This is a genomic window from Bifidobacterium mellis (genome assembly GCF_000967265.1).
In the GTDB taxonomy this organism is placed as follows: domain Bacteria; phylum Actinomycetota; class Actinomycetes; order Actinomycetales; family Bifidobacteriaceae; genus Bombiscardovia; species Bombiscardovia mellis.
Window position 1 is genome coordinate 1,888,194 of sequence record NZ_KQ033885.1, and the last position, 14,307, is coordinate 1,902,500.

The following is a 14,307-nucleotide window of genomic DNA, read 5'->3' on the forward strand; positions in this document are numbered from 1 at the left end:
GAAGATCTTCTTGAACATTGTCTACTTGCCGCTACCGCTGGCCACTCCAGCTATAAACTGCTTCTGGAAAACCACATACACCACCAGCACCGGAATAATGGCGATAGAGGTTGCAGCAAACAAGCCACCGTAATCGGTCCCATATCGCCCACTGAACATCTTCAGACCTACGGAGAGCAGCTGTTTCTTCTCATCGGTGATCATCAAGAATGGCCAGAGGTAATCCTCCCAATTCCACAGGAAGGTAAATATAGCCAAGGCGGATATGGAGTTCCTGCTCATGGGCAGGATGATGCGGTGGAAGATTACTGCGTCCCCGGCACCATCCAATTTGGCCGCTTCCACGATCTCATCCGGTATTCCTCCAATCGACTGGCGGAAAAGAAAGACTCCGAAAGCGTTGACGAGGCCCGGAGCCAGCAGAGCCTTGTAGGTATCCAGCCAACCAAACTTGGTCATCATCTCGTATTGAGGAATAATGGTGACTGCCCACGGTACCATCATGGTGCTAAGCACAATACCGAATATCAAATTGCGCCCTCTGAACCTCATCTTCGAAAACACATATCCCAAGGCTGCGCTTGTGTAGATGATCACGACCGTCTTGAACGATGACACGAACAAGGAGTTCAGAAAAAGACGGAGAAAATCGAACTTCTCCTGTATGCCCCGGTAATTGCTCAGAGTTGTGGGTTTGGGGAAGATACCGCCTGACACTTTCACGATCTCGCTGTTGGGCGCAAATGACGAAATGAACATCCAGACAAAGGGGATGATTGTGATCAGAGCAAGGATGAAAAGCATCCCAGTCAGGATCCAGGACCACATTTTCCTTGCTCTCATGATTCCTCCATATCCATATCACCTGAGGCCTTGAACATCAGAATCGTGAGTATTCCTGTCATCAGGAAGAGAAGAACACTCATGGCCGAAGCTGTGCCGAACTTGTATTTCTGGAAGGCCTCATCGAAGATGAGATAGCTGATTGTGTATGTTTGCGTTCCGGGTCCACCGCCAGTCATGATCATGATCTGCACGTAAGCCTGAAGATAACTGATCAGGGAAGTGATGACGATGAAGAGAGTCATCGGCTTCAGCAGCGGAAGCGTGATTTTCCAAAAAGTCTGCCATGCATTGGCTCCATCAATAGCGGCGGCTTCGTAAACACTTCTCGGCAAACTCATCAATGCCCCCAGATAGAGCACGACCGCGTACCCGAAATCCTTCCATATTGTCATGATGATCACGGCCGGCAAGGCCCAGTTGGGATCCTTGAGCCAGTTGATATCCAGCCCAAGAACCCGGTCGATCATGCCGAACTGCGGGTCAAACATCCAAACCCATACAAAGGCCACCGCAACCATAGGGGTGATGGTCGGCATATAGAAGAGACCACGCAGCGTATCCTTGGCCTTGACCAACTTCGAACTGAGCAAGAGCGCCAAGCCCAAACCGAGAACAATACGGAACACAACCGATACCAGGCAAAAGACAGCCGTGTTCCCTATGGACTTCCAAAACAGACCGTCGGAAAGCACCAGACGGAAATTATCAAAACCGACCCATTTATAGGTCCCTATCAGGGGATTCCAATCATGCATGCTACCTGCGAATGCCTTGAATATCGGGTAGATCATGAACACGCTGAAATATATGACCAGGGCCGCAAGAGATACGTTCCTCATCGTGAATACACGACCGAGGCCCTTACCAGTCTGGATGGTCTTGCTGCCTGTGTGACCTGTTTTCGTCACTGCCTTCATAGCTGTGCCTTCCGACGTCCATCCATGGTCTATCGCCTTGCCTCCTTATAGAAGGCATAGGCAGGCTCAAGTGATTTGAATCCGGTGCCTTTGATGTCTTTCTCCATCAGAGCCTGGGTCGAGTCCAGGGCGCTATCAATCGATTTATGGTTCTGGAAAACGTCCTGGAAAGACTTTTTGGCGCTTGATTCCATAGTTGAAGGCGTCGGTCCGGGCCAAATCAACCGGTCGATCCTAGGCTTGATAGCGGCCATGATCGGCATGGACAGAATCTCTGGATCGTTCTGCAGGGACTTCTTAGCCGGGAACGAATTGAAGGCCTTTGCATCGTCCTTGATGAACTTGTCATTGGCGAGGATGTATTTGAGGAAGTCCTGTGCCGCCTCCTGCTGTTCTTTGGATTGGTTCTTGTTGACGCCAGGGGTCGATTCTCCGTTGTAACGATCGTAGGCAAAAGGCGTCTGCTCAGAGAAGGTCGGGGTTGCGAAGACGCCGTAATCGATACCCGGATACTTCAGCTTCAGCGTGCCAGCAAAACCTCCCCACTGGTAGACCATGGCCGTCTGTCCATTGCCGAAACTCTGCCCCATATCCACGCCGAACGCCGTTGAAGCCACCTTATATTTGTCATACAGGTCCTTGATGAACTGCATGTTCTCTTTGGTCGTTTCATTTTTATAGTTGGGTTTCGTTCCTGAGGAATCAAACATGAGCTCGCCTTTTTGATAATTGAGCCCCTGCCAGAGACCAGGGTAGCCCGCGCTTGCTTCGTCTCCGTTGAGGTTAAAGCCGGATTGCACCATCTTGGAGCCATCCCATTTGGTAAGTTTCTGGGCGACTGTAACCAACTGGTCCCAAGTCTTCGGAATATCGGAATCCGTCAAATTGGCCTCCTTCCACAGCTTCTTGTTGTAATAGATGTTCCCCGTGTTGATGACCGTATCGATGTAGTAGGCCTTGCCCTTCTCAAGGTGGGCGGAGACCCCGGTGTAATCGGCTTTGAGCTGGTCTGCGGGTATATCAATCGGGGCCATATAAGGCTTCAGGAGGGCATCTTGTGAATTATGGATAGCAAATAAAGCAGGTCCATTCTTGCCTTTCAAAGCTAGCGGAACCTTCGTCCAATAGTCAGCCCAAGCAACATTCACAATTTTAAAAGTGACATTGGGGTGAATCTTCTGATAATCACGGGTCATAGCACTGATGGGGTCCTGTTCCTTGTCGACCCAAGACCAGTATTCAAGCTGAATGGGCTTACCTTTATTCACAAGGTGGTTGGGGTTGTACTTGACATTCACCCCAAGAGTTTTCAACCCCTTATCGGCCTTGGTGTCAGTCTGGCCTCCGCCCTGACCGCCCTCGGCACCACACGCCGACAAAGCAATTATGCTAACGGTCGCAACAAATGTAGCCAATACGCGTTTTATTCGCATTGTTTTTCCTACCTCCTTGTAAGATACTCACTTGCGAGACCTATTGTATATCAAAGAATCAGGCTCTATATTCAATCATTCATAACAAATTATCAGGTTATGCGACCCTTAGCATTATTTAGCTATTCTTCCTGAGTCAATTACCGCTCGCTACATCCCAATATGCGGCGTGTCGATCTAATCCATCTGCAAGCGAGGATAAAGTGAGCGATTGTTATACTTACAGAGTTGGTTGCATTTTCTCCGCATTGAGGTGGCAAGTGTCCAAAGCCAGCGTTTACGACGTTGCTCGCGAAGCAGGGGTGTCGATTTCGACAGTATCGAGATCTTTCACGAGTCCAGAAAAGGTGTCGGTGAAAACACGGGCGAAGGTAATGAAGGCCGCTGAGGCCATGAATTTTACCGTTACCCACACGGCAGCAAGCCTTAAAACCGGCCGGACATTCCGCGCCGCACTGCTGGTTGGCAACGAACGCTTGGATTGGTTCGGCTCCTTGGTACGCGAAGGGCTGGATTCCATCCTCCATCCGGCTGGCTACGACACCTCCATCTATCCCATCGGCGACTCCGAAGAACAAGAGCATTTCTTTGCCGAACTGCCTATCAGGAGAAACGTTGATCTGGTTTTCGTGTCCTCTTTCGACATCACTTCCAAGGAAACCAGCCGCTTGAGTAGTATCAATGTACCGATTATCGGCATCAACGTGGAATCGAACCATGACCTGGACGGTTCAGTGAAAATCGATGACGCAAAGGGTATCCAGCTGGCGGTCAATCATTTACTTACACTTGGTCACCGGAACATCGCGTATATGCACATCTCGCCAAAATCGTCCCTGCACTTCAGTTCCTTGAACCGTTTGCAAGGTTTCCTGGAAGCTTGCAGACAGTGGCCGGAACCAGTGAAAACCGAAGTAATAAAGCTGCAGCCCGGACAAGACGTATTCAGCTCCTTTATTTCTCAGCTTCAAAGCATGGAAAGCCGCCCTACTGCTCTCTGCTGCCAGGATGATTCGGTCGCTATCCCGTTACTTTTCAAACTCAATCGTTTTAGGCTCACCGTCCCAGGTAACCTTTCCCTGGTTGGTTTCGATGACAGCACTTACGCAGATAAAATCGGGCTGACAACAATTCGTCAGGATCCTTTTGATCTGGGCGCCAAGGCTGGTTCGCTCGCATTGGAATTTCTGAAGAAAACCCCACCAAAGAACCCATACATAACCTTGGACACCCAGATCATGATTCGTAACACGACTGCCCCGATTGAAGACACCCGCCCCTTGGATAAATGGGCCTGCAATTCATGATTTCACACCGCCGTAAGTGTGATACGAAAATATTTCCTTGGAAACACCAGAAACACGACATTAGTGGGCAGGTCACCAAATATTTATCGGACCGGATCGGGCAACCAAAATCAGGTCTAAAGCAATCCCGGGGCAGATGCCGGATGATTCACCAAATCCCGCTCGATCCAGGCCATGACCAGCCTGGCCAGGGCATCAACCTCCGCATCGGTCAGAGCCCGGCCGCGAGGAATATGGTGCCAGCGCTCGATGCACCCCCGGCAACAGGTGGCCGTGGCATGCTGGGCCGTGAAGACCGGATGCCCACGATAGGGGGTCTGTTTACCGTCCTTCAAAGGGTGGGCAGGCCCCACACGCTTGGCCAACATCTCATGGGCGTGGCGGTCGATGGTATCCCTGCCCTTGGCACGGGCGTAGGCGCGATCCTTGGCCGACAGGGAGAAGCCGGCCCGGAAGCGCGAATGCCCCAATCTGGCAAGAATGTCCTGGGTCCAGGCCTCGTCTGCCCAGACCGACGCTGATCCGCTGCTGGTCATTGCCTGATCGCCTCCATGTTTAGCCTTACCAAAGAGTCTGTACCCAGGCAAGGTTTCCCATGCGGAATAATTCACCAAACATGGACCCAACGGGGACCAGTGTCAGGGGTAGGGTGAAGACAGTACTTGTATCCACTAACTACCAGACCCGCCATGTTCGGTCATGTCCGGGTCACACAAGGGGGCTTCATGGCCAAAAGCAAGATGACTGTAGCCGAGATGATCGGGCTCTTCCTCACCCCTGACGCGCCTGTGCAGGTGACCGCCTTCGATGGGTCGGTCTTCGGGCAGGACCAAGCGCCGCTGCATCTGGAAGTCAAGAATTCCCGTGCCATGTACTACATCACGGAAAATCCCAACGACCTGGGTCTGGCCCGCGCCTACCTGCAGGGCGATCTGGATTCTCCCGAGTTGCTGCCGGGCAACCCCTATCAGGTCCTCAAGGAGCTGATGGGCCTCAAGCACTTCGTCAAGCATCCCAGCAAGATGGAGCTGGCGCGGGCGGCTGGAGCCGTCTTCTCGCACGGTGTGCGCGTGCCCGAACCGCCGGCCATCGAAGGACCTTCCCTGGCCAAGCGACTGACCGAGGGCATCCGCCCCCACACACGTCGGGGCGACGCGGCCACCGTCAGCTACCACTACGACCAGTCCAACGACTTCTACCGGCTCTTCCTGGGGTCCTCCATGACCTACACCTGCGCCGTCTTCGAGAAGGAGGACGACAGTCTGGAGGACGCTCAGTGGCACAAGCTCAACATGGTCCTGGACAAGATGCACCTGAACAAGGGCGACCGTCTGCTGGACGTGGGCTGCGGCTGGGGCTCCATGGAGATCGCGGCCGCCCGCCGCGGCATCCACGTCATCGGAGTGACCCTGGCTGAGGAGCAGGTCGAGTGGGCCCAGAACTGGATCCGCCAGGAGGGCCTGCAGGATCTGGCCGAGGTCAGGCTGATGGACTACCGCGACGTGCCCGAGTCCGGCTTCGATGGAATCTGCTCCATCGGCATGATGGAGCATGTGGGCTACAAGCAGTACCCCTCCTACTTCAAGGAGATGATGGACAAGCTGCGTCCGGGCGGCATCCTGCTCAACCACCAGATCACCCGCACCAACTCCCACGACCACAAGCGGGCCGGCGGCTTCATCGACCGCTACATCTTCCCCGACGGCGAGCTGGCCAGCCCGGCCGAGATCGAACTGGCCATCCAGGATACCGGCTTTGAGGTCATCACCCAGGAGAACCTGCGTCAGCACTATGCGCTGACCCTCAAGCACTGGACCGAGAACCTCCAGGAGCATTGGGGCCAGGCCAAGCCCATGGTGGGCGAGCCCAAGGCGCGGCTCTGGGGCCTGTACATGGCCGGCGCGCGGCTCAACTTCGAACTCGACAACATTCAGATACACCAGTTCCAGTGCATCAAACCTGATCCAGAGACCGGCACGGACACCTATCCGCTGCGGCCCTGGTGGGACCGATAACTACGCGACCGTTAAAACCATAAAGCCTGAAAAGGGGCGGGGAGTCAAATCCTCGCCCCTTTTTGTTTCCGCAACCCTTACAGCCCGGTCCTCAGGACGACCTGTCCGCCGAAGCTTCCAGCCGGGCCAGGTCCAGAGCCTTGTTAAAGGCATCCGAAGTCCAGCTGGCCCCGGCCACCTTGTCCACCTTGAGGTCCTTGAGCGGGCGTCCCTGGACTACTCCGGGCACAGCCCGGGCAAAGCGTTCCATGTGGCCGCGCGAGACGGGCGAATCCGAATGCCCCTGGACCTGGACCCGGGTCACCTGGCCTCCCGACAGGTCCAGATCCACATCGATGCTGTCAGCCCCGTCATGCCCGTACTTGCCCGTCAGGGCGTAAGTGCCATCGTGATAGTTGCCCGTGTCAGCCGGGGCGGTCGGCAGTCCATCACGGGAAACAGCCGTGGGCGTGCCCTCGCCCGCAGAGCCGGCTCCCGACTCTGGTGCAGAGCTGGACTCGGCGCCTGATCCAGCGAATTCGTCGTCCATGGGCTTGGCCTGCTGGCTTCCGCAGCCGCCCAGGAGGGAGCCGACCGCCACCAGGGTCGCCAGGGTTGCCGAGGCCGTGGCCAGTCCCCGAGACTTGCTTGTAGCCATTTCAACGCCCTCCTTCTGCATCAGCAGCCGATCCCGGCAGGGAGCCGCCGGTCTTGGCCGTCTTGGTGGGGTCATGGAAGCCCACCGGAATATCCTGGCCCCCGGTATCACCAGGAGCCCCACTGAAGGCCGGCCGACCTCCGGCTGCCAGGTAGGCCTGCTTGGCCTCCTCATCGTTCCACTGCTCACCGGCCAGCACACCGTGGTTGAGCATGATCTCCCGCTGGGCGCATGAGGCCACCAAGGCATCGTGCGTAACCACGATCAGGGAGGTTCCCTGGTCATGCAATTGCCTAAAGAGGTCCAGCACGATCCGCTCGTTGGCCTCGTCCAGGTTGCCGGTGGGCTCGTCAGCCAGGATCAGCTTGGGCTCGTTGATCAGCGCACGTGCCACGCAGACCCGCTGCTGCTCGCCGCCCGAAAGCTGGCTGGGCAGGTGGCGGGCCCGATCCGCCAGACCCACCCGGTCCAGGGCCTTCATGGCCTGATCCTCGTCCACCACCGAGTGGTAGTACTGGGCCACCATGACGTTCTCCAGGGCGGTCAGATGCGGGACCAGGTAGAACTTCTGGAAGACCAGGCCGATCACATTCTTACGCACATCGGCCAGCTGGGACTGGCTCAGATCCTCCAGCGGGCGCCCCTGCAGACGGACCGAGCCCCGGCTGGGGGTGTCCATGCAACCCAGAATGTTCATCAGCGTGGTCTTGCCCGAGCCGGAGGACCCCACCACGGCCAGCCACTGGCCCTGCGGGACGCTCAGATTCAAATCGTCCAGGGCATGCAAATCGCCGTAGATCTTGGAAACGTGGTCCAGATCCAGCAGCATGCCGCCGCCCGACTGGAACTCGCTCGCCTTTGCCTGCGTCATTGTCATTCCTCCCTCAAAACCAGGGCCGGGTCGATACGCGAAGCCCGGAGGACCGGCCGGATGGATGCGATCATCGATATGGCCACGCTCAGCAGGACCGTGCCCAGGGCCAGCCACCAGTTGAAGCCCAGCGGACGCTGGAAGACGGACAGGCAGAGCAGCCGGGCGAAGCCATAGCCCAGGGCGGTGCCGACCAGACCTCCGGCCAATCCGTAGCAGGCCGACTCCGCCAGAAACTCCATGGCTATCCCCCGCGAAGAGGCACCTAGAGCCTTGCGCAGGCCGATCTCGCTGCGCCGTTGGGAGACGATGGAGGCCATGGTGGTCCCCACGCCCACAAAGGTCAGGACCAGTACCACCACCGAAACCAGCCAGAAGAGCGACTGGAGCATGGCGATGGTATGGCTGTCGCCCGCTGTGATCCTGGTGACCGGCCGGGCCTTGACCCCCATGGAGGTCATGTCGTTGATGCCTGCGGCGATGGTCTTCAGCCCCGAAGTCATGGTGTTGACCGAGTATTCGATGACATCGGTGCCCCGCTTGGCCCCGGTCAGGAGCTCCAGATCGGCCAGGTCGGCATAGATAATGCGATCCTCGGGTCCACCGGTATCGACGATGCCCCCCACACGAAAGTCACGGCCCTGGCCTCCGGCCTTGCCTGTGCCGGTGACCTGGCTTGCCGGGTAGCCGATGGTCATCTGCTTGCCAGTGGTCAGCCCCAGCGAATCAGCCAGGTCCCGCCCCACCATGACCGAACCGGGCCGGGGCCAGGAACCCTCCACGCTCCAGTGACGGTTGAGCTGACGCACCTGGTCGGGGTGGATGCCGGCCATCACGCGGGCGCCGGCATTGACCTGCACCGTCTCATATCGATAAGTGGCGTACCTTGCCGGAGCCTTGGCGGTCACCATGTGGGTAGTGTGGTCCACCATGCCCTGTTCGATGCCGGCGGACCGGTTGTCCCCCTGGATGGGCGAAACGACCAGGTTGGCCCCGTAGGAACGCATCTCCTGGTTGATCTGCCTGGGAGCCTCGATGCAGACCGCCGCCAGGCAGAAGAGGGTGGCCGCCCCCACCAGGGAGGCCACCACGGCCATCAGTGCCCGGCCACGACGACGGAAGACGGCCCCGAAGAGCATGGTCAGGAACATGCGGGTGTTGGTCATATGGCTCTTATGGCGATCAGCGGCCATGAAGCACCTCCGCCGGCCGAAGCCGCAGAATCGATCTGATGGACGAGATGGACGCCAGCAGCACGGTCAGGGCCAGCAGCACGAAGACCAGCACGAAGACCATGGGGCGCATGGTGATGCCCGATCCGAAGACCACTCTGCCCACAATCTGAGCCACCCCGGAGCCCAGCAAGGCACCGACCAGAGCCCCGGCCAGGGCGATCAGGGCCGTCTCGGCCAGCACCAATCGGGATACAGCCCCGTCGGTGGCGCCCAAGGCCTTGAGCAGGGCGAACTCCGAGGACCGCTCGGATATGGAGGACGCCATCAAATTGGCCACGGCGATGGCTGCCGCCAGCAGGCTGAGCACGGTCATCAGGATCATGACCGCCTGGGTCTTCTGCAGAACATCGCCCTGCAGGGCTGCCACCTGTCTGACCTGCTTAGCCATGGACCCGGGGATGGCCTCCTCGATCTGGTAAGCGATGGATGAGGGGTAGGCCGTGCAGTACCAGGTCTCCCACTCGTCCTGGGAGAGGGCAGCTGGGTTTCGTGCGGCCTTGCGGGCCAGGTCGTTCTCGGGCGTGGTCAGAGCCTTGACCTCCACCTGGTCGATCTGATCGGTCAGGCCGGACATCTCCTGCAACGGCCTGGTAGGCAGGTAGAGGGAGGAGGCGTCAGAATCACCGGAGTCGAAGATGCCCACAATGGTGACGGTCCGCTGTTGATCACCCAGACCGACCCTGACCTGGTCGCCAACCTGACGGCCGCCCAGTCGTGCAGCCAGCTCCTTGCCCATCATGGCCTCGGTCCTGCCGCCGGACCCGGCCTCGTCCTTGGGCCAGCGGCCTTGAACCTTCCACCAGGGCCTAAGACCTTTGAGACCTGCAGTACTGCTCTCGCCGCTGTCTACCTTGACGGTCCGGCCGAACCAGGTGCCTACCAGGGGGGCACCGACCTGGTCCACAGTGCCACGAAGATCCAGGCGGGGAGCGAAGTCGGTGATGTTGTAGGCCCAGAAGATGGTCTTGATCTTGGGCACCTGGGACTCCTTGAGGAAGGCGGTTGGCGTTGACTCATCGCCTGAGGGGCTGCCCTCCTGGTCGCCGTAGAGGTCGGAGACCACGGCATCAGCCTTGGCTTGGACCGTGATGTTGGACCCATAGGTGGACAGTTCCGCGTTGAGCTTGTCGCCCACGTCGAAGACCACCCCCAGCATGGCCGTAGCCACGCAGGCCGACAGGCAGACAGTGACGGCGATGAGCATTCTTCGCCCGAACTGGCGGCTGAATGACCGCAGCATCATTCGCATGAAGAACATACCAACCGCTCCTTCCCTTTTTTCAGCTCTTGAAGTGCGAAGACAGAGCATCCAGATCGGCGGTGCTGATCAGTATCGCGCCCCGGCCGGTCTTATAGGGCAGAGGGACGGGATTGCAGCCGCCCTTGAACCCGATGGTGGCCAGGTTGATGGCTACGTCGCACTTCTTGCAGATGATCTTGCCGTCTTTTTCGTAATAGCCTGCATCCCCGCAGTTATCGCAGGCATCCAGCCCGACTCCGTAGGCTGCGCCATTCTTGCGGATGATGATAAAGCGCATCTCGGTGCCGTCCTTGGCCCGGTAGCTGAATCGATGCAGGTGGCCATCCTCCACCTGGGAGAAGCGGATGGTGGCCGTATCGGCAGTCAGGGAATACCGCTCCGGAGGTGAGAGCACGGGAACCTTGTGGGCCTGGGCCGTTCCCACCGTCAGGGCCAGGGTGATGCCGATCATGGCCACCAGGCTCCAGACCGCCGATGCCAGGGCCCTTCGGCGGAAGGCCCGGTGGCTACGGTCTTCCGCTGTGGAGGCTCCGGTCACCGGCATGCGCCAGCCTGCAACCAGACAGGCCAGGACTGGAATGATGAAGACCAGCACCTGGGCAAGAACCAAGGTCAGGTCGGCGTTGTAACCCAGGGCCATGACCCGGAAGGCCCAGCCGTGCAGAAGAACCAGGCCGGTGGTCTGCATCAGGGCCACCAGGGCCACGATGTGCCGGACCAGCAGCAGGACCACCATGAGCAGGGCGGCCAGGCGGAAGGCTATCCGGGGGCAGGAGGTATGCATGGTCCTCAGAATGGCGGCCACCGTCACAGCGGCGGCAAGGCCGAGCAGGAAGCCCAGGGCCCGCAGGAGCATGGCCGAGGTCAGCACAGGCTCCCCCGGCTCCACAAAGGCCGTAAGCTGCAGGATGACATCAGGCAGGGCACGGAAGGTGGTCAGGGCTATGGCCAGGGCCGCCAGGGCGTTGGCCAGATCCATGACCCAGGGGTGCCGATGCCAGTCCGAGACCAGCCGGTCGGCGGCCAGCACCACCGCAATGGCCGCCAGATCGGTCAGAACGCAGGCTACCAAGGTCGGGTAGTTGACCATGGTCCGGCGGTTGATGATCACGGTGGCGCGCAGGAGGGCGAAGACCAGCGCCCCCAGCACGCCGACCCCCAGGCCAATCAGTCGCCATGAGGAGGAACGAGGCCGATCGCGGCCCTCGCCAATCCCCAGAAGCACGCTGAAAACCATGACCAGGAGGGCCGGGGCCAGCGTCCCCGGCAAGACCGTGACAAATTGCTCAAGCATGGTGCATAGCAGCTTACCACTGGTGGGGCGTGTAGTCCCAGTCCCAGCTGACCACGATGGGCTCGGTCCAGAAGTGTCCCTTCACGCCAGTCTCCGGGTCGACGTGCAGCATCCAACCCTTCTTCTCCGGGGAGTCGATGGAATAGGTCAGCTTGTAGGATCCGGCCTTCTCCATTTTGATGTTGGCTCCGTAATGCGGACCATCCGAGGCGTTCATCTGCATGAAGGTGCCGGACTGCTTGTCATTGGGGTCATCCTTGTTCTGGATGGTGTAGTTGACGGTCAGATCCGGAACGAACTCACCCTTGGCATAGCCCAGGTTGTTGTTGGGCAGGGCGTGGATATCGGCCTCCAGGTGCAGGCTGGCATCCGCCGCCTTCAACCCCATGGATGCAGGCTCCATGTCGATGGGCTGGAAGAAGACCGTGCCTATGTTCAGGGGGCCCTTCTGCTGGTCGTCGGGCGGGATGGGAATCTCCTCGAACCCGGCCCCCTTGCCCGCCGAGGACTGGGAGGCGCCGGAAGCCTCAGGCGCGGGGGCCTCACGGGTACCCGATCCGCCGGAGCCGCACCCCGCCAGGGCCAGGGTGCCCGAGAGCACGATCGCGACCAGGGCGGTCAATTGTCTCTTCTTCATGATTGTCCTTCGCTCTTTGGTGTTTGCATGGATGCCGTGACCTCAGAGGGCACAGCCCCTTCGGCGGCCTGATCGGCTGCCGTCTGATTGACGGCTGCCGACAAGGACCCGCCGGAGTCCTGATTCGACCGCGACCGCTCCTGCTTGTGCAGGCGGCGGGTCGACACAATCGCCAGCACGACCACGACCAGGGCCGCCAGGATCTGGGCACCGATGGTCTGCGTGTAGGGATACAGCCCTATCCAGTCGCTGGTGGGCACCCCGGGCAGGTAGGTGGCCGGCACCAGGTCGCCCTCGATCAGGGCATGGACGCCGCCCCCGGCGAAGATGACCACCATGACCGCCATGAGCAGGCTGGTGATGATGAAGAAGGGCCGGATGGGAATCTTGACCGAGGTGAAGCGGATGAGCACGAAGACGATGACCAGGACCACGGCGGCAGCCGCAAAACCGGTCCAGATCTCCCGTCTGCCACCAGGGGCCATGGCGAAGATGGCCTGGTAGAACATGACCGTCTCAGCACCCTCCCGGAAGACCGCCAGGAAGGAGAGCAGAGCCAGGGAGATCACGCTGCCCTTCGAGATGGCCGCCACCGTCCGGCTTTGAATGTAGTGGTTCCAGGATTCCACAGAGGACTTGGACAACATCCAGTTGCTGGTGTAGAGCAGCATGAGCATGGCTACCAGGGCCACCACGCCCTCCAGGATCTCCTGCTGGGGACCGTTCCCGTTGAAGAGCAGGGTGAAGAGCAGGGCCACCAGCCCGCTGGCCACCAGACCTGCCGCAATGCCCCAGTAGATGTGCCGAACCTTGTCTTTATGGCCGGCCTTGACCAGGTAGGCGATGATGGCCGCTACCACCAGGATGGCCTCCAGTCCCTCCCTCAGAAGGACCACAAAGGCCTGGCCGAAGGCTGATGTCAGGAAGGTCGTCCACCCGTTGACCTGGTCCGCGGCGCCCCCATCCAGAATGGCTGCGTCCTCGACCAGCATGCTCTTCAGATCGTTCACCAGGGTCTTGGCCGGCTTACCCGCCACCATGGCCATCCGGGTCTCCTTGAACTGGTATTCTACCTGAGAGACCCTGTTGCCACTGATGGCGTTCATGACGTTCTTCTCGAAGCCCAGCTTTTCGTAATACTGGTAGTAGGCCTTGTTGACCAGGTCGGATCCCGCCTGGCCCTGCCCCTTGGAAGCCTGGGCGAGCGCCTGATCCAGAATGGGCGTCATCTCGTGGGCCACCTGGGTCCAGGTCCGGTCGCCCTTGCCGGTGTTCCGATGCTTCTTGGCTGCGTCCAGTCGTCGACGATCCGCCTTGATCTGCTCCTGCTGGGCCTTGGCGTAGGCACGGGGATTGGCCAGCCCTTGGGTAGCATCCAGCTGGGTGGCCGCAGCGGACAGATCGGCCTTGAGCTTTTCACTGCCCTGGGTCAGGGCCTGCCCGGCATCCGGGGCATAGGCCTGATTCTGCAGGGCCTGGAACTGCCCGTCCAGGGCGTTGCGCCTGTCCTGCCCCAGGGTCGACCCCACCACCGAAACGAATCCGGAGCCCACGTAACCCACGTTGTAGGCCCCCATGAATTCCGAGGCCGCCCCGGCGCGATCCCCCCGGGCATAATCCTCACACCCTCGATCCAGCTGACGGGATACGGAACCAGCCACCTGGGTCCAGCTGTCATAATCCGTGGCTCCGCTCGCCGCCATGGCCGACTGCGGGGTCTGCAGGACCAGGAATATCAGGGTCAGCAGCAGGCATGAGAGCAGGGAGCCAGCGGTCCTGGCCACTCGTGTCCTGCCGACCTGTGCAACCATGGGTGATGATCTCCTTCGTCAGTCCCTCGTAATCGAACCTGCG

At 59.3% G+C, this 14,307-nt stretch carries 13 protein-coding genes; 2 read left to right on the forward strand and 11 right to left on the reverse strand.

Annotated elements, in window-relative coordinates; genetic code table 11:
- Positions 1-21: 21 nt before the first annotated feature.
- Genes JF70_RS08020 through JF70_RS08030 form a run of 3 tightly spaced genes read right to left on the reverse strand, consistent with a single transcriptional unit; the run spans position 22 to position 3,196 of the window.
- Positions 22-843 carry a carbohydrate ABC transporter permease gene (locus tag JF70_RS08020; RefSeq protein ID WP_045935920.1) on the reverse strand — a complete coding sequence of 274 codons (822 nt, stop codon included), beginning with the start codon at positions 841-843 and terminating at the stop codon, positions 22-24.
- Positions 840-1,763 (reverse strand): carbohydrate ABC transporter permease, encoded by a 924-nt coding sequence (locus JF70_RS08025; protein WP_045935921.1) that lies wholly within the window; start codon positions 1,761-1,763, stop codon positions 840-842. Before JF70_RS08025 ends, JF70_RS08020 begins: the two co-directional genes overlap by 4 nt.
- A gap of 29 nt (positions 1,764-1,792) precedes the next feature.
- A complete protein-coding gene (locus JF70_RS08030; protein ID WP_045935922.1) occupies positions 1,793-3,196 on the reverse strand; it encodes an extracellular solute-binding protein in 1,404 nt (467 codons plus the stop codon).
- A gap of 260 nt (positions 3,197-3,456) precedes the next feature.
- Here JF70_RS08030 and JF70_RS08035 point away from each other — a divergent pair, with 260 nt between their 5' ends.
- Positions 3,457-4,503 (forward strand): LacI family DNA-binding transcriptional regulator, encoded by a 1,047-nt coding sequence (locus JF70_RS08035; RefSeq protein ID WP_045935923.1) that lies wholly within the window; start codon positions 3,457-3,459, stop codon positions 4,501-4,503.
- Between the two features lie 116 nt (positions 4,504-4,619).
- On the opposite strand, the gene JF70_RS08040 is transcribed toward JF70_RS08035, so the two are convergent.
- Positions 4,620-5,039: a DUF4186 domain-containing protein gene (locus JF70_RS08040; protein WP_045935924.1), complete on the reverse strand. Its 420-nt coding sequence runs from the start codon at positions 5,037-5,039 to the stop codon at positions 4,620-4,622.
- Between the two features lie 189 nt (positions 5,040-5,228).
- Between JF70_RS08040 and JF70_RS08045 the strand changes: the two genes are divergently transcribed.
- Positions 5,229-6,518 carry a class I SAM-dependent methyltransferase gene (locus JF70_RS08045; RefSeq protein WP_045935925.1) on the forward strand — a complete coding sequence of 430 codons (1,290 nt, stop codon included), beginning with the start codon at positions 5,229-5,231 and terminating at the stop codon, positions 6,516-6,518.
- A gap of 91 nt (positions 6,519-6,609) precedes the next feature.
- On the opposite strand, the gene JF70_RS08050 is transcribed toward JF70_RS08045, so the two are convergent.
- Genes JF70_RS08050 through JF70_RS08080 form a run of 7 tightly spaced genes read right to left on the reverse strand, consistent with a single transcriptional unit; the run spans position 6,610 to position 14,264 of the window.
- Positions 6,610-7,155, reverse strand: a complete 546-nt coding sequence (locus tag JF70_RS08050) for an FMN-binding protein (RefSeq protein ID WP_052690813.1) — start codon at positions 7,153-7,155, stop codon at positions 6,610-6,612.
- A gap of 1 nt (position 7,156) precedes the next feature.
- Positions 7,157-7,984: an ABC transporter ATP-binding protein gene (locus JF70_RS08055; RefSeq protein ID WP_045936245.1), complete on the reverse strand. Its 828-nt coding sequence runs from the start codon at positions 7,982-7,984 to the stop codon at positions 7,157-7,159.
- 44 nt (positions 7,985-8,028) lie between these two features.
- A complete protein-coding gene (locus tag JF70_RS08060; RefSeq protein WP_045936246.1) occupies positions 8,029-9,192 on the reverse strand; it encodes an ABC transporter permease in 1,164 nt (387 codons plus the stop codon).
- 16 nt (positions 9,193-9,208) lie between these two features.
- Entirely contained in the window at positions 9,209-10,519 is a 1,311-nt protein-coding gene (locus JF70_RS08065; protein WP_045935927.1) for an ABC transporter permease, read from the reverse strand.
- Between the two features lie 22 nt (positions 10,520-10,541).
- The gene (locus JF70_RS08070) at positions 10,542-11,816 is read right to left on the reverse strand and encodes a DUF2318 domain-containing protein (protein WP_045935928.1); all 1,275 of its coding nucleotides are present in this window, start codon (positions 11,814-11,816) and stop codon (positions 10,542-10,544) included.
- A 13-nt stretch (positions 11,817-11,829) separates the two neighbouring features.
- Positions 11,830-12,453, reverse strand: a complete 624-nt coding sequence (locus JF70_RS08075; protein ID WP_045935929.1) for an iron transporter — start codon at positions 12,451-12,453, stop codon at positions 11,830-11,832.
- Entirely contained in the window at positions 12,450-14,264 is a 1,815-nt protein-coding gene (locus JF70_RS08080; protein WP_045935930.1) for an FTR1 family iron permease, read from the reverse strand. The genes JF70_RS08075 and JF70_RS08080 overlap by 4 nt, the downstream gene beginning before the upstream one ends.
- Between the last annotated feature and the right edge of the window lie 43 nt (positions 14,265-14,307).